Raw genomic sequence first — 23,272 nt, forward strand, 5'->3', positions numbered from 1 at the left:
CAGTCGACGTTAGATCGTTAGTGTCCAGTCGTAATCGACCACGACCGGAGCATGCTGCGAGAAGCGTGCGTTCTGCGGAATGTGCGCGTCCTTGACGAAACGGCGCAGGCCGGGGGTGAGGAACTGGTAGTCGAAGCGCAGGCCGAGGTTGAGGCTTTCTGCTTGCTCGCTGTCCGGCCACCAGGTGTATTGGTCTGATTCGCGGGTGATTTCGCGCAGGGCATCAACATAACCCAGGTTACCGAAAATCTCGTCCATCCAGGCGCGCTCGGGCGCCATGAAGCCCGGTTGATGCTGGCAATCACGCCAGTTTTTCACATCCAGCTTGAGGTGGGCGGAATAGAGTGAGCCGCAGTAGATAAACTCGCGCCGCTTGCGCCGTTGCTTGTTCAGATAACCGGTAAAGTCATTCATGAACTTGAATTTCTGGTTCAGGTCGGCGTCACCGTCGCGCCCGGAAGGCAGCAGCAGCGAACCGATACTGACCTTGTCGAAGTCGGCCTGGATAAAGCGACCATAGCGGTCGGCCAGCTCGAAACCCAGACCCATGATGATGGCCTTGGGTGCGGTGCGGGTATAGATGGCAACGCCACCCTGGCTGGGCACTTCGGCCTCGAAGCAGTACTGCCAATAGCCGTCGATCCAGTACGGGTCCTGTTCCAGTTCCGGCGCAGTAACACGGATATCCTGCAGGCAAATAACATCGGCATCCTGCGCACGCAGCCAGTCAAACAGACCGTGCTGTGCGGCGCGCTCTACTCCATTGACGTCAAGACTGATTATTCGCATGCGTGGTCCCCTGAAAACCGAGGGTGTATGATAACCGAGGTGGCAATCATTTTGTTAACAAGAAGGTGAGGATGCACGAGTATCAGCGCGAATTTATCCGCTTTGCCCTGGATCACGGGGTATTGCGCTTTGGTGGCTTTACCCTGAAATCAGGGCGGAAGAGTCCGTATTTTTTCAATGCGGGCTTGTTCAATAGTGGTGGCACATTGTCCCGTTTGGGGCGATTCTATGCTCAGGCGCTGATACACAGTGGCAAGCAGGATGTCGACGTCATCTTTGGCCCGGCCTACAAGGGGATTCCCCTGGCGGCGGTAACCGCAGTGGCGTTGGCCGACAGTTTTGATCGCGATCTGCCATACTGCTTCAATCGAAAGGAAGCGAAAGACCATGGCGAGGGTGGTACCTTGGTCGGTGCCGAACTCAAGGGCAGGGTGCTGATTGTCGATGATGTCATCACCGCCGGCACTGCCGTGCGCGAGGTCATGCAGATCATTCAGGCCGCAGGCGCAACGCCGGCAGCGGTGATGATTGCGCTGGACCGGCAGGAACGTGGTCAGGGTGAGCTGTCGGCGATTCAGGAGGTCGAGCGCGACTTTGGTATTCCGGTGATCAGTATTGTCAGCCTGAATCAGGTCATGGACTTCCTGCAGGAAGATGCCGAATTGCAGGCCCATTTGCCCGCAGTCGTGGCCTATCGGGCGCAATACGGCATTCAGGATTAATCGCCAGGTACAACAAGCCTGGCACGTAGTTGGAGTCGTTGGCTCCTCGGACAAGGGTGTCCCTATGCGTAAGCTGTGGCAAATCTCTGCGTTGCTGGCACTGCTGTTGACGGCAGGGCTGAGTATCGCCAAGTCAGGTGAGTTGTACCGCTATATCAATGACCAGGGGGTAACGGTACTCGACCGGCGTGTGCCGCCGGAGGCTGTTGCCCGGGGTTATGAGGTGCTGGATGCCCAGGGCAGGGTACGCCGCACTGTACCCGCTGCGCTTACACCTGAAGAGCGTCAGGCCAAACGTCGGGCGCAGGCGGAGCAGGCTGAACGCGATGCGGCCGATGCCACGCTGCTGCGCCTCTACAGCAGTGTGAAAGATCTTGATCGGGCGCATGCCCGGCAGATCGAGCAGATTGACAGCCTGATTGCCAGTTCGGAAACGAATATTCTTGACCTGCAAATCCAGCGAGAAACACTCGAGAGCCGTGCCGCTGCCGCAGAGCGTGCCGGACGCGAGATCGATCCGCGTATTCTCGACCAGCTTGAGGAAGTGGACAACGAATCGCTGCGCCTGCAACGGCTGATTCTGAACAAGGAAGAAGAAAAGCTTGACGTGGATGCCGAGTACGCTCGTCAACGTGAACGCCTGAAACAGCTGCTGGCAGACGACTGAACGTGTCTGCCAGCGAGCGCCTGCTCATGCCTCGGGTGTGGTTTTCTCGAAACGCACAATAGCCTCACGGAAACTGTCCGGAATCCGCATCGGCTGCCGGCTGGTCTGGTCGGCATGCACATAGACGATCTCACCAGTGACCAATAGCTCATCCGCACGATAGATCCCGATCAGGAACTGCATGCTGCTGTTGCCCAGTTTGGCGATACGCACATGGATATCCAGCATATCGTCATACAGCGCCGGGGAACGGTATTCCAGCAGGGTACGCACGGCAAAGAAATCACTGCCATTGACGCTGCTGCCGGCATTGGCCTCGCTCAAGGCACGAAAATACTCGGTAATGCCGACGTCGGCATAGGTCAGGTAGTGCCCATTGAAAACGATGCCCTGCATGTCGGCATCCGACCAACGCACGCGCAGCGGTGTGGAAAACTGAAACTCACTGCGTTGCATTGATCAACTCCGACTGCTGGTTGGTGATCAGGGTGCCGACCCCGGTATTGGTAAAGATTTCCAGCAATACTGCGTTGGGCACACGTCCGTCGATGATGTGCGCGCTGCTGACGCCACCCTGCACTGCATCCAGGGCGCAGCGTATCTTGGGCAGCATGCCGCCATAGATGGTGCCGTCGGCAATCAGCTCGTCGACCTGTTCGGTGGTCAGGCCGGTCAGCACCTTGCCATCCTTGTCCATCAGCCCGGCGATATTGGTCAGCAGCATCAGCTTTTCGGCTTTCAGCGCTTCAGCCACCTTGCCGGCAACCAGGTCGGCATTGATGTTGTAGGAGGCACCCTCGGCACCCACGCCGATCGGCGCAATGACCGGAATATAGTCATCCGAGACCAGGCGATTGATCAGCCCGGTATTGACGCTGGCCACTTCGCCGACGTGACCGATGTCGATGATTTCCGGTTTGTCCATGCCGGGTGTGCGCCGGGTGACGGTCAGCTTGCGCGCCTTGATCAGGTTGGCGTCCTTGCCGGTCAGGCCGATGGCGCTGCCGCCATGCTGATTGATCAGATTGACGATGCCCTTGTTGACCTGACCGCCGAGGACCATTTCGACCACGTCCATGGTCTGGCTGTCAGTCACCCGCATGCCTTCAATGAATTCACTCTGGATGTTCAGCCGCTTGAGCAGGTCGCCAATCTGCGGCCCACCGCCATGCACCACCACCGGATTGATGCCGACGGTTTTCATCAGCACGATGTCGCGGGCGAAGCTGTTCTGCAACTCTTCGCTCTCCATGGCGTTGCCGCCGTATTTGATCACGATGGTCTTGCCGGTAAAGCGCTGGATATAGGGTAGCGCCTCGGTCAGTACCCGGGAAACATGGGCGGCGTCGTCACGGCTCAGCATGGTGTGGGTCAAGCTCCTCAGTTCAGAAAATGAAAGGTAAGTCTGGCGCTATTTTGGCCATCTGGTCACGGAATATCTGCTTCAGACGTTCCAGTTCTTCGGTATTGCTGGCTTCAAAGCGCAGCACCAGCATGGGCGTCGTGTTGGAGGCACGCACCAGGCCCCAGCCATTCGGGTAGTCGACACGCAGGCCGTCTACGTCACTGACCCGGCCATCACCCCAGTCGGCACCTTTGCGCAGCTGTTCAATCAGCGTGAACTTGCGTTCATCGCCTACTTCGAGGGTCAACTCCGGTGTGGTCAGGCCGCTGCGGTAACGGGAAAACAGCTCCGTGCTGCTGGCGTCCTGCAGGGCCAGCAGTTCCAGCAGTCGGCAGGCTACATAGAGGCCATCGTCAAAGCCGAACCAACGTTCCTTGAAGAAGATATGCCCACTCATTTCGCCGGCCAGCAAGGCACCGGTTTCGCGCATCTTGGCCTTGATCAATGAATGGCCGGATTTCCACATCAATGGGCGGCCACCCTGTTTGCTGATCAATGTTGACAGCTGGCGGGTGCATTTTACATCGAAAATGATGTCGGCACCCGGGTTGCGGGCCAGAATGTCTTCGGCCAGCAACATCAGCAGGCGATCCGGGTAGATCAATTGGCCGCTATTGCTGATCACGCCAACGCGGTCGCCGTCACCATCAAAGGCAAGGCCGATATCAGCCTGCTCTGTCTTCACCGTGGCAATCAGCTCCTGCAGGTTTTCGATATGCCCGGGATCCGGGTGATGGTTGGGGAAGTTGCCATCCACCTCGGTAAACAGCGGGATGACCTCGCAGCCAATTTCTTCCAGCAGTTGCTGGGCGATAATGCCGGTTACGCCGTTGCCACAATCGATCACTACCTTCAGAGGGCGTGCCAGCACGATATCGTCGACGATATGTTCTCGATAGGCGTCCAGCATCTGCAGTGACTTGCGACTGCCACCACCCTGGCTCAATTTGCCCTGTTCCAGGCGCTCGAGGAGTGCTGTGATCTGTTCGCCATACAAGGTCTGCCCGGCGATAACGATTTTGACGCCATTGTAGTTGGGCGGGTTGTGGCTGCCGGTGAGCATGACGCCGGAGCGGCTGCCACTGGTATGGGTGGCGAAGTAGACCACCGGAGTTGGCACCATATCCAGATCGGTTACCTGGCAACCGCTGTCGACCAGGCCCTGAATCAGCGCTTCGACCAGCTCCGGGCCGGAGAGGCGGCCATCCCGGCCGACCACAATGTTGGGCTCGTCGGCATCCAGCGTGGCGCTGCCGATGGCACGGCCAATCCAGTACATGCTGTCGGCATTCAACTGCTCGGGTACAGTGCCGCGAATATCATAGGCGCGGAAAATACTGGCTGGCAGCGAAGGGGCGCTGGCATCCATGCTGTCATCGTTGTTGGTGAAGGGGTCACTGTCTTCTTCGACAATATCGATATCCAGCACGTCATCGGACTGAAAAATCGGGTTCTGCAGCTCTTCGGTGGTGGCTGGCGCGGCTTCCCGTTTCGGGCTTGGCCCCACCGTCCTGCCACTGTTGCGGGCCAGGTTCATGATGCACTGGGCAGCGGGTTCCAGGGGCCCCAGTTCCAGACCGGCAGCCTTGTGCCCCTCGGATAGCTGGCAAAGGGTGTCAGCATCCGCTTTCAGTTTGCGGCTCCAGCTGCTCTGCAATGCCAGCAAGGCAATGACACTGGCGAGCAAGGCAATCACCGCCGCCGCCAGCAGCAACAAGGGGTTCAGCAGCCCGCCATCCAGTTGTGGTCCGGGCCGGAATTCTAGTTGCCAGGCCGGGTGACTGGTTGGCATTTGCTGTACTTCGCCGTCCCCATGCCCGTGCTGGAACAGCGTTTGGGGTGCTGCGGTGGGAAAGTTCTGGATCAGTCTTATCTGGCCGGCGCCCTCAGGCAGGGGCGGCAGGTTGCTGGTGATGCGTTTCAGGTCATAGACAACCAGCAGGGTACCGCCAATGGGTGCGCTGGGCGAAGCGCGCAGGGGCTTCACCGCATACAGGCGCCAGGCTCCGCCAATTCGATAGGCTTCCACAGGAACCGTCAGGCCGCGTTCTGCCCGACGAATCATGTCCAGAGAGCCGAAGTTGACCGGGGCTTCGGGGTCGTCGGTCACATTCGCTCGCCCTGGCGCATGGGTATAGATGGCCAGCGAATGGGCAAAGGTATGTCGCAAGCTGCGATCAATGATCGGGTTTTGCCCTTGCTGCACAGCAACCTGAAGTTGCGGATTGGCGGCCAGGCGGGTCAGGTCGGCATCAATCTGTTCGAGCAGGCGATCCAGGCTGCCTTGCTGCTGGCTGCCGTAAGCGGCACTCAGATCGGCCTGATAACGCGTGTTGCCACTGCCCAGCAGGGTCAGCCAGAGCAGCACCCCGGCAATCACCAGTCCGGCAATGGTGATCAACAAGGGTAGCAGGGTCGAGGGCAGTCCCTGTTGGGACTTGCCGGTTGTCGCAGACTGCGTGCGCTTTAGCATCATGAGCCTCCTTGCATGACTGTCTGTTCGGGTCAGTGGCTACCGGTATGGCCGAAGCCGCCAGCACCGCGTTCACTATCGTTAAATTCGTCAACAATGCTCAATTCGGCCTGGACTACCGGCACCAGCACCAGTTGGGCAATACGCTCACCCGGCTCAATGGTGAAGGCCTGCTGACCGCGGTTCCAGCAGGACACCATCAACTGGCCCTGATAATCCGAATCAATCAGGCCGACCAGATTGCCCAGCACAATACCGTGTTTGTGACCGAGTCCGGAGCGCGGCAGGATCATTGCTGCAAGACCCGGATCGGCTATGTGGATGGCCAGCCCGGTGGGCAAGAGTTCGGTCTGCCCCGGTTCGAGCAGCAGCGGTTGTTCAAGCATGGCGCGCAGGTCCATACCGGCCGAGCCCTGGGTCGCATAGTTCGGCAGCGGCCAGCTGCTGCCCAGGCGGGAGTCGAGAATGCGTGCTTGCAGAGCTGGCATACGGCTTAATGTCCTTCAGGTTGGGCGGGCAAGTACCCGGCGATCAGATGAATGATTTCGCGCGCCAGCTTGCTTTTGCTGGCCTGCGGCAGATGCTGCTGGTGCAGTGAGCGATCAATCAGGGTCACGCTGTTGTCATCACTATTAAAGCCGATGTCGGGCTGGCTGACATCATTGGCAATGATCAGATCGAGATTCTTGCGCTGCAGCTTGTCACGGGCATAACTCAGCACGTCATGGGTTTCGGCGGCAAAGCCGACGCACCAGGGGCGCTGGGCATGAGCCGCAAGGGTAGCGAGAATGTCCGGGTTGCGCACCAGCTCGAGCTGCATGCCGCTATCGCTACCGGGATCTTTTTTCAGCTTGGCATCGGCTGCTTCGGCCGGGCGGTAATCCGCTACCGCCGCCGAAGCAATGAAGACATCGGCCGGCAGTGCCATTTCACAGGCGGCGAGCATGTCGCGGGCGCTGACCACGTCGATGCGCTCCACGCGAGGTGGGGTGGTCAGGTTGACCGGGCCGGCGACCAGTGTCACACGGGCACCCGCTTCTGCCGCAGCTTCAGCCAGGGCAAAACCCATCTTGCCCGAGCTGTAATTGGAGATATAACGCACCGGGTCAATCGCTTCGCGTGTTGGCCCGGCATTGATCAGAACGTGGCGACCGGCAAGCAGGCCGAGGGCAAAGCACTCGGCGGCCTGAGCAGCAATCTCGGTCGGTTCCAGCATGCGCCCGAGGCCAACATCGCCACAGGCCTGCTCGCCGGCTGCCGGGCCGAATACGCTTACGTTTCGCTCAAGCAGGGTTTGCAGGTTGGCCTGGGTGGCGGCATCACGCCACATGGCCTGATTCATTGCCGGGGCAATGGCGATGGGCGCGTCGGTGGCGAGTACCAACGTGGTCAGCAAGTTGTCGCCCCGGCCCTGGGCCAGGCGGGCCATGAGTTCGGCAGTCGCTGGCGCAATCAGGATCAGGTCGGCCCAGCGCGCCAGTTCAATATGCCCCATGGCGGCTTCGGCAGCGGGGTCTAGCAGGTCACCGTGTACCGGGTGACCAGACAGGGCTTGCAGGGTCAGTGGAGTGATGAATTCCCGTGCTGACTGGGTCATGACCACACGCACCTCTGCACCGGCATCCCGCAGCCGGCGCACCAGTTCGGCACTTTTGTAGGCGGCAATACCGCCACTGACCCCAAGCACTACCCGTTTATTGAACAACCGCTGCATCATAATCCCCTGCTGCCATCTGAGAATGCGTCCGGCAGGCATCAAAGCTTCAAGATAGCATATCGCCGCCACGCGCGCGGCATGCGGGCGCTCGACGCCTGCCGGGCCTGCTTTTATACTCTGCTTTCGCTTGCAGGAACAGGATGTACCTGCCCCAACAAAAGGAATTGATCATGCCGATTACTGATTGGCCGCTGGCTGAACGCCCGCGGGAAAAGCTCATGCGCCAGGGAGCACAGGCGCTGTCTGACGCCGAACTGCTGGCCATATTTCTGCGCACCGGCTTGCCGGGGCGAAGTGCGGTGGACCTGGCGCGGGACCTGCTGGCCGGGTTTGGCAGCTTGCGTGCGCTGCTGCAGGCAGACTTGCAAGGCTTCTGTCGGCATCCCGGCCTGGGTCCGGCCAAGTTCGTACAGCTGCAGGCGGTGATGGAAATGGGCCGCCGGCACCTCTTTGAAGAATTGCAGCGTGGTGATGCACTGACCTCGCCCGGCGCAGTGCGGCGTTATTTGCGCAGTCAGTTGGCCAATCTGCCCCATGAGGTCTTTGCCTGCCTGTTTCTGGATAGCCAGCACCGGGTCATTGCTTTCGAGGAATTGTTCCGTGGCACGCTCGACAGTGCCAGCGTGTATCCGCGTGAAGTACTCAAACGCGCACTGGCGCACAATGCCGCGGCATTGATTCTGACGCATAACCATCCGTCGGGTGTCGCCGAACCGAGTCAGGCCGATTTGCATTTGACTCGTCGGCTGCGAGAGTCGCTGGCGCTGGTGGATATCCGCGTGCTGGACCACCTGGTGATCGGTGATGGCGAGCCGGTTTCCTTTGCCGAACGTGGCCTCTTGTAGGCGAAAAACATTGCTTGCCGTGGCTCGTTTTGGTATAAAGCTCCGCTCTTCTCGGGGCTGCGCCTGTTTGGCGGTATTTTTTCAGGTGCACATGATGCGTTTGCCCCGGCTGACAACAGAATTCTTTTATGGCTTCCAACCAGTTCGGGTTGGGCAAGTGGTTGGAGAGGGTTAACCATGTCTCGAGTATGTCAGGTCACCGGCAAGCGTCCGGTCGTCGGGAACAATGTTTCCCATGCAAACAACAGAACCAAGCGTCGTTTTCTGCCTAACCTGCAGCATCATCGCTTTTGGGTAGAGTCTGAGAAGCGCTTTGTACGCCTGCGCACTTCCACCAAGGGTATGCGCATCATCGACAAGCGTGGCATTGAAGTCGTGCTGTCAGAAATGCGCGCCCGCGGCGAAAAAATCTAAGGAGTCCCAGCATGCGTGATTTGATTCGTTTGGTATCTTCTGCCGGTACTGGTCACTTTTACACTACCGACAAGAACAAGCGCACTACACCCGACAAGATCGAAATCAAGAAGTACGATCCGGTTGTGCGCAAGCATGTGGTCTACAAGGAAGCCAAGATCAAATAAGATCTGGCATCCAGAAAAAACCCGTCGCTTGCGACGGGTTTTTTTATGCCTGCGACAAAGTGGTTTGCCGGCTTACTCACCACCCAGGGAAAAATTGGGCAGGCTGTTGACCGGTTGGGCAAAGTCGAAGGGAATTGACACCGTATCCAGGCCAACATTTTTCTGTACCACGAAATGCAAGTGCGGGCCGGTGCTGTTGCCGGTATTTCCCGAGCGGGCAATGATCGTACCGGCACGGACGCGCTGGCCCTCGGCAACCGTGATCGAGCGATGTTGCAAATGCAGATAGACGCTCATGGTGCCGTCATCATGCAGCAAACGCACATAGTTACCCGCCGGGTTATCCCCACGACCGCGCTGGTGGTTGCGAACCCGCACCACCATGCCATCGCGCGCGGCGAGAATCGGTGTGCCCTCCGGCATGGCAATGTCTATGGCATAGCGCCCCTTCGGGCCAGTGTGGCTGTAGCGCCCGCCAGGGCCCTGGGATTTACGGAAGGGGCCACCTTGCCAGGGTAGCGGGTAATGTGACTGGCGGTGCTCCGCGCGGGGATCACCCATGGCGTAGCGCAAGCGGTGCTCGAAACGTGGCGTCCCGGTACCGGTCGGGTGCAGGGTCAACAGCCGAATCTGGTCACGTGGCGGTATTACCCAGCGGATCGGTTCCTCGGGGGCATTGCTGATGTGCTCGACCTTGCTGACGCTCAGTTCGATCTCGACCGGGGCAAACAGGTCATTGTGAACGATCAGGGTTTCCCCGCCCGGGTGGGTGCGTGTCTGGACGTAAACCGCACTTTCCATCGGCTCTTCGATGGTGTCGTTGAATACAATGACTTCAGCGCCCTCCACCCGGCGGTCGGTGTAGGTAACCACGCCATTCTCGTCGACATACTTGTAGATGCTTGAGGCAAGAGCGCTGCTGCTCAGCAGCAGACTCAGGACACACCCGATGAAGGCTCGCATTCCCTTGCTTCCGTTCCGGCCCGGGTCAGCCGCGATTCGGCTGCAGGGTGTAGGTACGCAGGCTGTCGGCAAAATCCTGCAGCGCCTTGATGCCACTGGCTTCGGCTTGTTGGCACCATTCCCGCAATGCATGCAGACGCTCCTGGCCACTACTGCTGGTGCGGCTCCAGATCTGTTGCAGTTCCAGTCTCTTCTGATAAATCAGCTGCAACCGCTGATTGCTTGCCAGTATCCGGTCGAGACGTTCCCGGTGCTGTGGTTTGAGCAAATCGGTATCACGCCAGAGCAGCTTCTTGGTGCGCTTCAGCAGGCGCTGCATCGACGCATCAACGCGTTCACGCTCAGCCTTGACCAGGGGGGCAATGACCATGCGGCGGTACTGTGCCATGACCTGAAAGCGGTTGCTCAACAGAGCACGGGCACTGTCCATATCCAGCACGGTTTTGTTGGGTTCGCGCACAGGAACTGGCGCCACACGGCGTACATTGGCCAGCCTCAGCATGCTGAACAGGCGGATCCACATCCAGCCAATATCGAACTCCCACGGGCGCACGGACAGTTTGGCCGAGCTCGGGTAGGTGTGGTGATTGTTGTGCAGCTCTTCGCCGCCAATCAGGATGCCCCAGGGCAGAATATTGGTGGCGGCATCCTTGCATTCGAAATTGCGATAGCCCAGGGCGTGGCCAATACCATTGATCACCCCGGCAGCCAGCAGCGGAATCCACAGCATCTGCACGGCCCACACGGTAATACCGATGGCCCCGAACAAGGCCAGATCAATCAGCGCCAACAGGGTAACGCCGGCATAGGGCGCCCGTGAGTAGATGTTGCGCTCCAGCCAGTCATCCGGGCAATGCTTGCCGTAGGTGTCCAGGGTCTCCTGGTTTGCCGCTTCGGCCTGATACAGCTCGGCACCCTGGCTGAGAACCTTCCACAGGCCTTTTTGCACCGGGCTGTGCGGGTCATCCGGGGTTTCACACTTGGCGTGATGTTTGCGATGGATGGCAGTCCATTCGCGGGTAACCATGCCGGTGGTCAGCCACAGCCAGAAACGGAAAAAATGTTGCAGCGCCGGATGCAGCTCCAGCGAGCGGTGAGCCGAATAGCGGTGCAGATAGACCGTCACGCTGACAATAGTGATGTGCGTCATCACCAGGGTCGCCAACACCACCTGCCACCAGGAAAATTGCAGAATACCGTCATACCACATAAAACTGATTACCTCTGATTGCCGTCACACTCCGGGTGCAACTCTCTCATTATGGACCACAAGAGCGCTGGCTGATAGCCATTCTGTCGGACAGTAAGCTGCTATAGTCTTCGTTGGCATTGTATATAATCAGAGGACAAGTATCCTGATGAGTTCCAACCGCGGCGCATGGCAGATTACGCTGATTTACCTGGTAGTGTCGGCGCTGTGGATTCTGCTCAGTGACAATGCCCTGACATTGGTCGGTCTCAGTACCGAACTGCAACAACGCCTGCAAACGGTCAAAGGGCTGGCGTTTATCAGCATTACCTCCGGTCTGATTTTCTTTCTTACCCGCAACTACTTGCGTCGGCGTCGACAGCAGGAGCGTGAACTGCGGATCAGCGAACAGCGTTTCGAGCTGGCTCTGGCCGGCTCGCAAGACGGCGTGTGGGACTGGCACCTGAACAGCGACCAGGTACATTTTTCCCGCCAATGCCGGGTCATGCTCGGATTTCCCGCGGATAGTCAGGCCGATCTCGGCGGCAAATGGGCTTCACTGCTGCATCCCGAGGATAGCGCTGCCGCCAAACAGGCCTTGCGTGATCATCTCGCCGGGCGCACATCGCGCTTTCAACACGTTCATCGTTTGCGGCATCAGCACGAGGGCTATCGCTGGTTTGAAGCCAGTGGCCGTGCCCTGCGTGACCCAACCGGCAAGCCCTGGCGCATCCTCGGTACCCTGCGTGACGTCACGGCGCAGAAGGAAAGTGAAGAGCGCCTGCGTCAGGCCGCTGTGGTTTTCGACAGCACCACCGAAGGTGTGGTGATCACCAATGCCCACAACCAGATCCTCAACGTCAACCAGGCCTTTTGCCAGATAACCGGCTATTCGGCCGATGAAGCGATTGGCGCCAAACCCAATCTGCTCAAGTCCGGCTGGCATGACGCCAGCTTCTACCAGGCAATGTGGCAGTCGCTGGAGCATGAAGGCAACTGGCAGGGAGAAGTGTGGAATCGGCGCAAGAATGGTGAAATCTACCCGCAATGGCAAACCATCAACAGCGTGCGCGATGCTGACGGCAAACTGACGCACTACGTAGCCGTGTTTGCCGACATCAGCAAGATCAAGCGCAGTGAGCAGGAGATTGATTTTCTCGCGCACAATGACCCGCTGACCCGTCTGCCCAACCGCCTGTTGCTCAACGAACGGCTGGAAAACGCCATACAGCGTGCCAAGCGCCAGAATGAAAAAGTCGGGTTGATCTTCATTGACCTCGACCGCTTCAAGGCAGTCAACGACAGCCTGGGCCACAGTGCAGGTGATGAATTGCTGCGCGCCGCGGCCATGCGCATGCTCGCCCGCAGCCGCGAGCAAGATACCCTTGCCCGCCTGGGCGGTGATGAATTCGTCTTGCTGGTGGATGATATACAGGCAACCGACGCCTTGATTCCGGTCGCCAAGCGTCTGCTGGCCTGTTTCGACAAACCTTTTGATATCGACCAACAGGCATTGCATCTGACCGTCAGTCTGGGCATCAGCCTGTTTCCCGACGATGCCAGCGATGCCCGCTCCTTGCTGACCAATGCCGACACCGCCCTCACCCTGGCCAAGGACAATGGGCGCAACACCTATGCCTTCTACACCCAGGCACTGACCCAGCATGCCCGTGAGCGCATCGCGCTGGAATCCAGCCTGCATCAGGCTATCAGCGGCCGGCAGCTGCGCGTCTATTACCAGCCACAGGTTGACCTGGGTACGGGCCACATCATCGGCCTGGAAGCCTTGGTGCGTTGGCAGCATCCGGAGCACGGGCTGCTGACCCCGGACCGGTTCCTGCCGGTCGCGGTCAACGCCGGGTTGATGATCAGTATCGATGAATATGTGCTCAACCAGGCCTGCCAGCAGATGCAGCGCTGGTTGGCTGCCGGCTTCGACCTGCAGCACATGGCGGTGAACATGTCGGGCAGCTGGCTGGAGCGTGGACAGGTGGTCGACAGCGTCAAGCAGGCATTGGCGCGCAACGGGCTGCATGCCCAATATCTCGAATTGGAGCTGACCGAAACCGAAGCCATGCGCCACAGCGAACTCAATATGGAGCGGCTCGACAGCCTGCGCCACCTGGGCATTTCACTGGCCATCGATGATTTCGGCACGGGCTATTCATCCCTGATGCGCTTGAAGCGGCTGCCGGTCAATCGATTGAAAATTGACCGTGATTTTGTCCGTGACCTGCCCCATGACCAGAATGATGCAGCCATTGCCCGCGCCATCATTGCACTTGGCCAGAGTCTGCAAATGGAGTTGATCGCAGAAGGCGTGGAAACCGTGGAGCAAGCCGAGCTGCTGACCGCGATGGGGTGTACCAACGCTCAGGGTTACCTGTACAGCAGGCCGGTACCGGCTGCCGAGATTGAACCCCTGTTGCAGCACGTCGGCAGTACCGAGGAATAGTCAAACGTTACATAAGTTGTACAAAAGAGAACTTATTGCAAAATAGCTGTACAAATGTAGTGCGTTACAAATAACCAATCCTGGAGGATTACGCATGTACGCACTGACTACACAGATTCGTTACACCCTGATTGCCCTTTTCAGCCTTGGCCTGCTCGCACTGGCTCCGGTTCACGCGCACAACCACAGCGGTGAAAACAAGGAGAAGAAAGAGTACGCCGACATCGTCGATACCGCAGTCGCCGCCGGCAGCTTCAATACCCTGGTCACCGCCGTTGAAGCCGCAGGGCTGGTGGACACCTTGAAAGGCGACGGTCCTTTCACCGTATTTGCCCCTACCGACGAAGCCTTTGCGGCCATTCCGGCTGATGATCTGGAAGCCTTGCTCAACGATCAGGAAGCCCTGACCGCCGTACTGACCTACCACGTCGTAGCCGGCAAGGTGATGGCTGAAGATGTGGTCGGGCTGTCCAGCGCCGAGACCGTTCAGGGGCAAAGCCTGACCATCGACAGCAGTGATGGCGTGAAGGTCGATGGTGCCAATGTGGTAAAAACCGATATCAAAGCCAGCAATGGCGTGATTCACGTGATCGACACAGTACTGATGCCGGAAATGTAAGCGCACAGCAGCTTGTGTATGAGCAAAAGGCAGCCTGCGGGCTGCCTTTTTTTATTCTTGCCAGTGATGCAATTACACTTTGCAACATTTCTCGTTCAGGCTACATTCAGACCTGCGTTGTTTGAAGGCGGCGCATACCTCAAGTAAAAAGAGACCAAGGAGAAAGGCATGGAGCATTTTACCAATGCGCTGAAAAATCATTACGCAGACTTTAACGGGCGCGCCACCCGCACCCAGTACTGGATGTTCGTCCTGTTCTATATTCTTATCTACATTGTCGCAGGGGTTATTGATCAATTTGTTACCGGCGGCCTGCTTACTCTGGTTGTTGCCCTCGGCCTGCTTATCCCCAGTATTGCCATCGCCGCCCGGCGCCTGCATGACACTGGCCGCAGCGGCTGGTGGCAACTGATTGCTTTTATCCCGATTCTCGGCACCATCGTGCTGATTATTTTCCTGGTGCTGGATAGCGAACCAGACAACCAGTACGGCCCGAATCCAAAAGGCGCTCCAGCGTCGGCTTGAATGGGTTCCCTGACTGTTATGTGTGGCTTGCCAAACTCATCGAATTCGATGAGTTTGGTGTCTTATTAAAGGCACAGCCATTAATGACTTTGCGCCCTCGGGTTTGAAAACGATCCTCTACTCGAAGCGCCAATTTTTACTACCTGCGATACTGTCGGGTACTGGTCAAAGCGGCCTCGTCGAATACGTTACCAACATAAGGCAGGCAGCTCACAAAAGCTTGCCCTAAAGATCTTAAGCTCATGTGCAACCACGTACATGGCTTGCTCACCCCTGCGTGTATGCAGTCCGGTTAACCCCGCAAGTCCCGATACAACCTCTCAACCTTTTCCCGTGCCCAGGGTGTTTTGCGCAGAAAAGTCAGGCTGGACTTGATGCTGGGGTCGGTGGTGAAGCACTTGATATTGACCATCTGGCCGAGCTGCTCCCAGCCGTAATACTCCACCAGGTCGGTGACTACCGTCTTCAGTGTGACCCCATGCAAGGGGTCGCTGTGTTGCTGATCAACCACGTGGCGTGCCCTGGATAGCGTCGGTGGACTCGTCTTTTTTCACGCGGATGCGACTGCCGGCCACGTCCTGATTATTCAGTGCCTTGATCGCGGCCTTGGCTTCGTCATGCTTGGGCATTTCGACAAAGCCGAACCCTTTGGAGCCTCCAGTGACCTTGTCCAGCACCAGGGTGCACTCGGTGACCAGGCCATAGCCTTCAAACAGGGTGCTCAGTTCGGTTTCGGTGGTGGTGCGGGCAAGGTTGCGAATCAGCAGTTTCATCGGTATTCCGTCGTGGTAGGCAATGCGCCCACTATACGCTTATGCCGCTTCACGAGTAAGCGCTGCTGGCGTGAGGCGTGACTGCAATCACTTTGAGGTCATGCTGGAAGGGCGTTGCTCTTTCTCACCAAAGGCTGGCTAGTATTCGCAGCGTGAATGCCATGATATATAAAGCGCAAGCCAAATCGAGACATAACCATTTATTGTTTCTCGTTGCGCCAACCTGAAATAGGCATTCACCCAAATGGGTTAGGCGGGGCGTTTGATGAGCCCGAGAAGTGATGGGCGGTCTGGTTGTTAATCTCGATAAACATGACATCTGAAGCAGTCTGGCGGCAAAGTGCTTCTGGGCATGACTGGTGGGTCAACAAGCGCCAGCGAACAATATTGCGTTATGTTCGAATCTGTTACATATAAGAAATATGCCCCAAAAATAACACCGGCGTTGTGTTGACGGGTGGGCGGCCTGCACCTACGTTTTTCATCAGCAATATCCCTCAGTCCTTTCGCTAACCCTGTCCTCCGCCCTGAAAAACGAGGAATTGAAAGCAAAAATAAAAGAATGAATGTTCATTAAGTGGTTGGGCTGCGCCACTCTGCTAACAACAACAATCGGAGAGCTATATGTTCCACAGTACTCGCAGAACCCCGGGGGTTCGTTCGGTTTTAATGGTCTGTTCACTGGCGCCTGTCGTCATGGCGTTGTCCGGATGCCTGGGAGGCTCGGGTGGTTCGTCCTCCAGTGGGTCGGGCGGCAGCAATACCGGTGTATTTATCGATAGCCCGGTCTCCGGGCTTGATTATCAGGGCACCACTACGGCTGCGGGTCAGACGGACCAGCAGGGCCAGTTCTCCTATGTCGAGGGCGAAAATATCAGTTTCGCCATCGGTGATCTGGAGCTGGGGTCCGCAGTGGGCGCGTCAGTGCTGACTCCCCTGAGCATTATCGATGGTGCCGATTCAGCGGAAGATCAGCGAGTGACCAATATGCTGATTTTGCTGCAATCGCTGGATGCGGATGGTGATCTGAATAACGGCATTCAGATTACCGAGATGATTCGCGATGAAGTATCGATGAGCGCTGCCAGCCTGTTCCTCGACCAGTCAACGGCCGATTTTCGTACTGGGCTGGAGCCGCTGGTTGACTCACTTCAGGACGCGGGTGCGTTTTCGGATGCGGCCATTCGTTCACGCAGTGTGGTAGCGGTGAATACTGCCCGCGAGCACTTTGCCCGCTCAATCAGCCCGCGCAATGTGGTGACCACCAGTGGGGGCGAGCTTCGCGGGTTTGAAGCAGACGAGAGCCATTGGCAGTTTTTGGGCATCCCTTATGCAAAACCGCCGGTTGGAGATTTGCGCTGGCGTGCGCCGGTCAACCCGGAGCCCTGGGAGGGTGTGCGTGACGCCGTAGCCTGGAGCGATCAGTCGGCTCAGAACCCTGCTTTGCAGCGCTTCGGTGAAGGTGGCATGAGTGAGGATTCACTCTACTTGAATGTTACCGCTCCCAAGGAAGCCGAGAATCTGCCGGTGATGGTCTGGTTTCACGGCGGTGGCTTTACTGCGCTGACGGCGAATACCCATCCGTTCAACAATCCCGAGGCACTGGTCACCAAAGGCGTCGTTCAGGTGTCGGTCAACCATCGCCTGGGGCCGTTCGGTTATATCGCACACCCCGAGATGAGTGCTGAGAGTGGTTACAATGGTTCGGGCAACTACGGCCAGATGGACTTGATCATGGCGCTGGAATGGGTCCGCGACAATATCGCGGCCTTTGGCGGCAACCCGGATAACGTGACCATCTTTGGTGAGTCGGGTGGTGGTCGCAAGGTATTGTCTCTGATGGCCTCGCCCGAGGCCGAGGGGCTGTTCCACAAGGCTATAAGCCAGAGTGGAACCTTGTACCCGGACACACGTAGCCTGTCCGCAGCTGAAGCGATCGGTAGTCAATTGCAGACCCAGTTGGGCGCTGATTCGCTGGTTGAGATGCGAGATAAAAGCTGGCTGCAGATCGTGCAGGGTGCGGCCAACCTGACCCCGTACACCAATGTAGACAACTTCTATCTGCCCACTACCGAGCGCGTCAGCTTCGAAAGCGGTCAGCAGAATGATGTGCCTTTCATGTTCCTGATCAACACCAACGATACGCCCGATCCGACGGCTACGGTACTCGATGTATTTCCGTGGATGGAGCCGCTGAGCGAAGCGAATCACTATGCCGTGCATTTCAGTCATCAGCCTGCCGGCTGGAAAGCCCGCGGTGTCGAGGCCTATCACGCGGCAGAGTTGGCCTACCTGTTCAACATGCCGTCCAGCGTGGTTACGCACTACCTGCTGGGATTGGTCATTGACCCGGCCACTGACGAGTCCCTGGTTATTGGTGATCTGAACGGTAACGGTGTAACCGGTTCTCAGGGTGATCCGGGCGATATCTTCGCCTCTGCAGGATTTGATTCAACGGATGAAGAAGTGATCGATCGCATCATGACCATCTGGACCAACTTCGCCAAAACCGGCGACCCGAGCATTCCCGGGGAGCTGGATTTCCCGGTATATGACGCAGCTATTCAGCGCTACGTGGAACTGAGTGATGGTGCCGAGATCAAGGACAACCTGTCCAGTGTGTTTGCCGAGTGACTCCAACAATAACTACAACTACAGGTACGCAAAATGACATATCGATTATCGCGTTTACGGCCAGCCTTGCTGGGCGCCACACTCGCTCCTCTGTTTCTGGCTCTGGCGGGGTGTCTCAGCGGTTCAGGAGGCTCGTCTTCGGATTCGGCCAGCAACACGGGCACCTTTATCGACAGCCCGGTTGCGGGGCTGGATTATAAGGGCAGCAGCACGCCCGCGAGCCTGACTGATGAGCAGGGTCAATTCAGCTATGCCGATGGCGAGACCATCCACTTTGCCATCGGTGATCTGGAGTTGGGAGCCGCGGTTGGCGCTGAAGTACTGACGCCGTTGAGTATCATTGATGGTGCGGAATCGGCAGAAGACCAGCGGGTGACCAACATGCTGGTGCTGCTGCAATCGCTGGATGCCGATGGCGACCTGAACAATGGCATTCAGATTACCGATACCATCCGCAACCAGGTATCAATGAACGCCAACGACATCTTTCTGGATCAGTCGCCGAGCGAATTTCGCGCCAGTATTGTGTCGCTCATAGACACGCTGGAAACGGCGGGTGCGTTCTCCGATACTGACCCGCGACCGCGCCAGGTAACCACCTTTGCCAATGCACACGAGCATTTCGCCCGCTCGATGAGCCCGCGTGCGCTGGTGTCGACAACCGGGGGCGAGCTGCGTGGTTTCGAGGCGGACGAGAGCACCTGGCAATTTCTCGGGGTACCCTATGCCAAACCGCCGCTGGGTGATCTGCGTTGGCGTCCACCCGTCGAGCCAGAGCCCTGGAATGGGGTTCGCGAGGCAGTGGCCTGGGCTGACCAGTCGGCTCAGGACCCGGCTCTGCAGGCAATCAACAAGGGCGGCATGAGCGAAGACTCGTTGTATCTCAACGTCACAGCACCCAAAGATGCAGATGGCTTGCCGGTCATGGTCTGGTTTCATGGCGGCGCCTTTACCATCCTGTCGGGCAATTCACAGCAGTACAACAACCCGGACGGTCTGACCAAAGAGGGTGTGGTGCTCGTCACTGTCAACCACCGTCTTGGGCCATTCGGCTATATTGCCCATCCCTTGCTGACCGAGGAGAGTGGTTACAACGGTTCCGGTAACTATGGCCAAATGGACCTGGTCATGGCGCTGGAGTGGGTGCGGGATAATATCGCCGCCTTTGGTGGCGATCCGGGCAATGTCACGCTGTTTGGTCAATCCGGCGGTGGCGGAAAGACCTATGCATTGATGAACTCGCCGATGGCCGAAGGGCTGTTCCACAAGGCAATCGTGCAGAGTGCTTTTGCTCCGCTTGACCCTGCAAGCACGCCTGAAACCTCCCTGGCCGGGTCGGAGCAAATCGGCGCAGCGCTGTTCGAACGGGCAGGGGTGACCACCCTGGAAGAGGCCCGTGCCCTCGACTGGAATGAGCTGGTCCAGGCGGATGTTGACAACAATATCCCGCGTCAGATCTACCGACCAAATTCGGATAACTATTACCTGCCCGATACCTACTTCAACACTGCCATGGCCGGGATGCCGAGCGACGTACCGCTGATGGCGGGTGTTACCAACGGAGATGGGTTGAATCACCGCCTTTCGATGCCGGTCTGGTTGAACCAGCGCAGCGATACCTATGAGTCCGAGCAGTTTGTCTACAGGTTCAGCCGGGTACCGGATGGTTGGGGCGACATGGGCCTGCTCAGCTGTCACGGCTGCGAGTTGCCTTACCTGTTCAACTACCCGGCAGGCATGGTGCAGAACTTCCAGCTGGGGCTGGTGACCACGCCAGAGGGCACCCGCCCGACCATTGGCGATCTGAACGGTAATGGTGTGGTCGGTGAGCCGCAAGACGTGTTCCTGTCCATGGAGTACGGGGCGGTTGATCACGCTATCTCTGACCTGATCATCACGATGTGGACCAACTTCGCTAAAACCGGCAACCCGAGTACCGCGTCCTTTGACTGGCCAGCCTTTACCCTCGACAACGACACCTATGTCGAAATCGGGCCGCACGCACAGGCCACTGTCGAAACCGGCCTGGAGGCGGCCATGCAGTAATAACCCCGAGCATACCGCCCGTCGTTGCGTCCCGTGCGCAGCGGCGGGACAGGTAGTGCCGCAAGACCCATTGACGTTTGTATTGCTGACCCGCCTTCGCTTGACCCTGATCAATAACACTACTGGCGTCTTGCCATACACTGGCAACCTTTTGTCTGGCTGGAGCCATGCATGGCGCTTATCCGCTATATCCCTTTGCGCTACAAGTTCTGGGCGGTCAATGGTCTGGCCTTCATCAGTACCCTGGTGTTGGTACTGGTGGCCATGGGACTGGAATTGCGCAGTATCAACGACACCCGCCAGGAGCAGGGGCGCGAGCTGTTGCGTTTGTGGTCCGGAGCGCAGCCGCTGACCCTTAGTGGACCCTTGCGGCCGATCTTGCTGGATGACGATGATCCGGCGCCCTGGGTGCAGCAACTGCTGGCGGCGGCGCAAGCGGATTCGACCTGGCTGGATGCATCGGTAGCCGCGCCTGGCGGCGACACGCCGGCGTTGGGAACCTGGGTCAGCCGTGACGAGCCGGGCGAGGGCCGGGCGGTGATTGTGCAGGCCATGGGCTATGCCGAGGTGTTTGCCAAGCGCGCGCCGGTGTATGCGGCTGCGGTATTTTTTCTGATGCTGGCAATATTGTTCGGTTCGCAGGCGTTGATCCGTTTTGTTGATCGCCATCAGCGCAAGCTGCAAACCATGGCGCATTATGATGTGCTCACCGGGCTGCCGAACCGGTTGTTGGCGCATGATCGTCTGCAGCATGCCTTGGAAAAGATCCGTCGCCGAGGGGGGTATCTGGCGGTTCTTTTCATTGATCTGGACCGTTTCAAAACGCTGAATGACAGCCATGGCCACAGCTTTGGTGACGAGGTGCTCAAAGCGGTAACCCGGCGTTTGCAGGTGCGTTGCCGCAGTGAAGACACCCTGGCGCGGCTGGGTGGTGACGAGTTTCTGTTGATTCTCGAGCAATTGGGCTCGGCCGAGCGCGCCGAGCAGGTGGCCAACGAGTTGCTGGAATTGTTCCGGGAGGCGCTGATTCTGCCCGACGGCCGTGAAGTCTTTGTCGGCGCCAGTATCGGGATTGCCGTGCATCCGGGTGACGGCCTGACCGGTGATGAGCTGGTGCGCAACGCTGATGCGGCCATGTACCTGGCGAAGACGCGGGGACGCAATGGCTGGTGCCGCTACGAGCCCTGGTTGACCGAGCAGGCGATGGAGCGTTTCGAGTTGGAGCGCAACCTGCGCCGTGCCGTTGAGCGCCAGGAGTTCCGGCTGCATTACCAGCCATTGACGACCCTGGATGGCCGGCCCTTCGGGGTTGAAGCCCTGCTGCGCTGGCGCAGCAGCGAGCACGGCGATGTGCCGCCGGACCGGTTTATCGGCATGGCGGAAGAGACCGGCATGATCGTGCAGATCGGCAATTGGGTCATGCAGGAAGCCTGTCGTCAGGCACAGACGTGGCGGAAAGCGGGAATCGATCTGCAGGTCATGGCAGTGAATCTGTCACCGATTCAGTTCCTGCATGCGGATGTGGTTCAGCAGGTGGCCCAGACCCTGCGCCAGACCGGGTTGCCGGCGCGCTGCCTGGAGCTGGAAATTACCGAAGGGGCGTTGATGCAGGACACGGATCATGCCGAACAGGCATTGTTGGCCCTGCGTGAATTGGGCGTGCATGTGGTGATCGATGATTTTGGCACCGGCTACTCTTCGCTGGCCTATTTGCGTCGCTTTGCGCTGGACAAGCTCAAGGTGGACAGAACCTTCCTGCAAGGCCTGCCGGACTCGGCCAGTGATGCTCAACTGGTCAGAACCATCATGCAGTTGGGGCAGGGGCTGGGTTTGCAGGTGCTGGTTGAAGGGGTGGAAACCGAAGCTCAGCGGGCCTGGCTGGCAGCGGAAGGGTGCCGTTGGTGTCAGGGTTTTCTGTTTGCCCGGCCGATGTCGGCCACCGCGCTGGCAGCCTGGTGGCCAACGGACCCGCCCACCCAGGCCATACCTGACTGGCAGCCACAACCGGCTTGAGGTGCCGGCATGGTATCGACCGGGGCTTGTCGGTACACTCGGTGGCCTCTGCTGATGATAAAGCCGCCTATGTTTCTGATCGCCTTGCTGCCTGCTGTCCGGCGTGTTCTTGCTGCCATGTTGCTGGTTTTGCCGGCTACGCTGGTCAATGCCGGTGAGCCGCTGCGCATCGCGGCGGCTGCCAGTCTGCGCCCGGCAATGGATGCGATCCTGAAGGAATACCGTACAGCCTATCCGGAGCACGCTGTCGAGGTGGTGTACGGGTCGTCCGGGCGTTTTCGGGCGCAGATTGCCAACGGTGCGCCTTTTGATCTGTTTTTTTCGGCGGATATGGCCTTGCCAGAGGCCCTGCGCGCTGCCGGCGAGACCAGTGGAGAGGTTACGCCCTATGCACTGGGCAGGCTGGTGCTCTGGAGCAATGTTGAAGATGCCAGTCAGCTGACCTTGTCAGACCTGAGCGATCCCCGTTTTCGGCGCATTGCCATTGCCAGTCCGCGACATGCACCCTATGGCGCAAGAGCGCAGGAAGCCCTGCAGGCCAATGCACTCTGGGATGTACTGGAGCCGCGTCTGGTCTATGGTGAAAACATCATGCACACCCTGCAACTGGTGCAAAGCGGGGCGGCCGAGGTTGGGCTCGTTGCTCTGGCTCTGGTAAAAAGCCCGGGGCTTTCCGGCCAGCAGGGCTACTACCTGATTGATGACAGCCTGCATGAACCGCTTTACCAGGGCTTTGTGCTGACCCGACGGGCGGCAGACAATGCCACCGCGCACACCTTTGCCGGCTTTATCGGTCAGCCGGAAAGCCGCACTATTCTGCAGCACTACGGTTTTGTGCTGCCCGACGAGGAATAGC

The 23,272-nt window shown here is 58.4% G+C and carries 22 protein-coding genes; 12 read left to right on the plus strand and 10 right to left on the minus strand.

The features are described 5' to 3' along the window. Positions 1 to 9: 9 nt before the first annotated feature. Positions 10 to 789: an exodeoxyribonuclease III gene (locus tag BLU07_RS16415; protein ID WP_092389068.1), complete on the minus strand. Its 780-nt coding sequence runs from the start codon at positions 787 to 789 to the stop codon at positions 10 to 12. A 71-nt stretch (positions 790 to 860) separates the two neighbouring features. On the opposite strand from BLU07_RS16415, the gene pyrE reads away from it, so the two are divergent. After that, on the plus strand, positions 861 to 1,511 hold the full coding sequence (pyrE, locus tag BLU07_RS16420) for an orotate phosphoribosyltransferase (RefSeq protein ID WP_092389070.1): 651 nt from the start codon (positions 861 to 863) through the stop codon (positions 1,509 to 1,511). A 64-nt stretch (positions 1,512 to 1,575) separates the two neighbouring features. Next, on the plus strand, positions 1,576 to 2,178 hold the full coding sequence (locus tag BLU07_RS16425; protein WP_092389072.1) for a hypothetical protein: 603 nt from the start codon (positions 1,576 to 1,578) through the stop codon (positions 2,176 to 2,178). Between the two features lie 24 nt (positions 2,179 to 2,202). Here the strand turns inward: BLU07_RS16425 and BLU07_RS16430 are convergent, their stop codons facing one another. The 5 genes from BLU07_RS16430 to coaBC are packed head-to-tail and all read right to left on the minus strand — an operon-like array spanning position 2,203 to position 7,770. Further along, complete coding sequence (locus tag BLU07_RS16430; protein ID WP_092389074.1) at positions 2,203 to 2,634, minus strand: acyl-CoA thioesterase; 432 nt, start codon at positions 2,632 to 2,634, stop codon at positions 2,203 to 2,205. Beyond that, complete coding sequence (argB, locus tag BLU07_RS16435; RefSeq protein WP_092389076.1) at positions 2,621 to 3,541, minus strand: acetylglutamate kinase; 921 nt, start codon at positions 3,539 to 3,541, stop codon at positions 2,621 to 2,623. Before argB ends, BLU07_RS16430 begins: the two co-directional genes overlap by 14 nt. 22 nt (positions 3,542 to 3,563) lie before the next feature. Next, the gene (locus BLU07_RS17995) at positions 3,564 to 6,059 is read right to left on the minus strand and encodes a phosphomannomutase/phosphoglucomutase (protein WP_092389077.1); all 2,496 of its coding nucleotides are present in this window, start codon (positions 6,057 to 6,059) and stop codon (positions 3,564 to 3,566) included. Between the two features lie 29 nt (positions 6,060 to 6,088). After that, positions 6,089 to 6,544 (minus strand): dUTP diphosphatase, encoded by a 456-nt coding sequence (gene dut / locus BLU07_RS16445; protein ID WP_092389079.1) that lies wholly within the window; start codon positions 6,542 to 6,544, stop codon positions 6,089 to 6,091. 5 nt (positions 6,545 to 6,549) lie between these two features. Beyond that, positions 6,550 to 7,770 carry a bifunctional phosphopantothenoylcysteine decarboxylase/phosphopantothenate--cysteine ligase CoaBC gene (gene coaBC / locus BLU07_RS16450; RefSeq protein WP_092389954.1) on the minus strand — a complete coding sequence of 407 codons (1,221 nt, stop codon included), beginning with the start codon at positions 7,768 to 7,770 and terminating at the stop codon, positions 6,550 to 6,552. Positions 7,771 to 7,943: 173 nt separating this feature from the next. Here coaBC and radC point away from each other — a divergent pair, with 173 nt between their 5' ends. From radC to rpmG, 3 genes are all read left to right on the plus strand, one after another. Then, on the plus strand, positions 7,944 to 8,618 hold the full coding sequence (gene radC / locus BLU07_RS16455) for a RadC family protein (protein WP_092389956.1): 675 nt from the start codon (positions 7,944 to 7,946) through the stop codon (positions 8,616 to 8,618). Between the two features lie 177 nt (positions 8,619 to 8,795). Then, positions 8,796 to 9,032: a 50S ribosomal protein L28 gene (rpmB, locus tag BLU07_RS16460; protein WP_092389081.1), complete on the plus strand. Its 237-nt coding sequence runs from the start codon at positions 8,796 to 8,798 to the stop codon at positions 9,030 to 9,032. 11 nt (positions 9,033 to 9,043) lie between these two features. Then, complete coding sequence (gene rpmG, locus BLU07_RS16465) at positions 9,044 to 9,199, plus strand: 50S ribosomal protein L33 (protein WP_092389083.1); 156 nt, start codon at positions 9,044 to 9,046, stop codon at positions 9,197 to 9,199. A gap of 72 nt (positions 9,200 to 9,271) precedes the next feature. Here rpmG and BLU07_RS16470 read toward each other — a convergent pair whose 3' ends face one another. Further along, a complete protein-coding gene (locus BLU07_RS16470) occupies positions 9,272 to 10,162 on the minus strand; it encodes a peptidoglycan DD-metalloendopeptidase family protein (protein ID WP_092389085.1) in 891 nt (296 codons plus the stop codon). Positions 10,163 to 10,187: 25 nt separating this feature from the next. Beyond that, positions 10,188 to 11,372: a DesA family fatty acid desaturase gene (locus BLU07_RS16475; protein WP_092389087.1), complete on the minus strand. Its 1,185-nt coding sequence runs from the start codon at positions 11,370 to 11,372 to the stop codon at positions 10,188 to 10,190. A 148-nt stretch (positions 11,373 to 11,520) separates the two neighbouring features. Here BLU07_RS16475 and BLU07_RS16480 point away from each other — a divergent pair, with 148 nt between their 5' ends. The 3 genes from BLU07_RS16480 to BLU07_RS16490 all read left to right on the plus strand — a co-directional run bounded on the left by BLU07_RS16480 (position 11,521) and on the right by BLU07_RS16490 (position 14,950). After that, positions 11,521 to 13,806, plus strand: a complete 2,286-nt coding sequence (locus BLU07_RS16480; RefSeq protein ID WP_092389089.1) for a putative bifunctional diguanylate cyclase/phosphodiesterase — start codon at positions 11,521 to 11,523, stop codon at positions 13,804 to 13,806. A gap of 94 nt (positions 13,807 to 13,900) precedes the next feature. Further along, positions 13,901 to 14,425, plus strand: coding sequence for a fasciclin domain-containing protein (locus tag BLU07_RS16485; protein ID WP_092389091.1), 525 nt, complete (start codon positions 13,901 to 13,903; stop codon positions 14,423 to 14,425). A 168-nt stretch (positions 14,426 to 14,593) separates the two neighbouring features. After that, positions 14,594 to 14,950 carry a DUF805 domain-containing protein gene (locus BLU07_RS16490; protein WP_092389093.1) on the plus strand — a complete coding sequence of 119 codons (357 nt, stop codon included), beginning with the start codon at positions 14,594 to 14,596 and terminating at the stop codon, positions 14,948 to 14,950. 292 nt (positions 14,951 to 15,242) lie between these two features. Here the strand turns inward: BLU07_RS16490 and BLU07_RS16495 are convergent, their stop codons facing one another. Together BLU07_RS16495 and BLU07_RS16500 are read right to left on the minus strand one after the other, a co-directional pair. Continuing rightward, positions 15,243 to 15,461, minus strand: coding sequence for a VF530 family protein (locus BLU07_RS16495; RefSeq protein WP_092389095.1), 219 nt, complete (start codon positions 15,459 to 15,461; stop codon positions 15,243 to 15,245). Continuing rightward, complete coding sequence (locus BLU07_RS16500) at positions 15,454 to 15,723, minus strand: RNA recognition motif domain-containing protein (protein WP_092389097.1); 270 nt, start codon at positions 15,721 to 15,723, stop codon at positions 15,454 to 15,456. Before BLU07_RS16500 ends, BLU07_RS16495 begins: the two co-directional genes overlap by 8 nt. Before the next feature lie 696 nt (positions 15,724 to 16,419). On the opposite strand from BLU07_RS16500, the gene BLU07_RS16505 reads away from it, so the two are divergent. The 4 genes from BLU07_RS16505 (at position 16,420) to modA (ending at position 23,271) form a co-directional block, all read left to right on the plus strand. Continuing rightward, positions 16,420 to 18,357, plus strand: coding sequence for a carboxylesterase/lipase family protein (locus BLU07_RS16505; RefSeq protein WP_172830125.1), 1,938 nt, complete (start codon positions 16,420 to 16,422; stop codon positions 18,355 to 18,357). Positions 18,358 to 18,390: 33 nt separating this feature from the next. Beyond that, positions 18,391 to 20,403, plus strand: a complete 2,013-nt coding sequence (locus BLU07_RS16510) for a carboxylesterase/lipase family protein (protein WP_092389101.1) — start codon at positions 18,391 to 18,393, stop codon at positions 20,401 to 20,403. Between the two features lie 171 nt (positions 20,404 to 20,574). After that, entirely contained in the window at positions 20,575 to 22,416 is a 1,842-nt protein-coding gene (locus BLU07_RS16515; protein WP_092389103.1) for a putative bifunctional diguanylate cyclase/phosphodiesterase, read from the plus strand. A gap of 54 nt (positions 22,417 to 22,470) precedes the next feature. Next, positions 22,471 to 23,271 carry a molybdate ABC transporter substrate-binding protein gene (gene modA / locus BLU07_RS16520; RefSeq protein WP_197675031.1) on the plus strand — a complete coding sequence of 267 codons (801 nt, stop codon included), beginning with the start codon at positions 22,471 to 22,473 and terminating at the stop codon, positions 23,269 to 23,271. Position 23,272: the final 1 nt, after the last annotated feature.

This window comes from Halopseudomonas salegens, assembly GCF_900105655.1.
Lineage (GTDB): Bacteria > Pseudomonadota > Gammaproteobacteria > Pseudomonadales > Pseudomonadaceae > Halopseudomonas > Halopseudomonas salegens.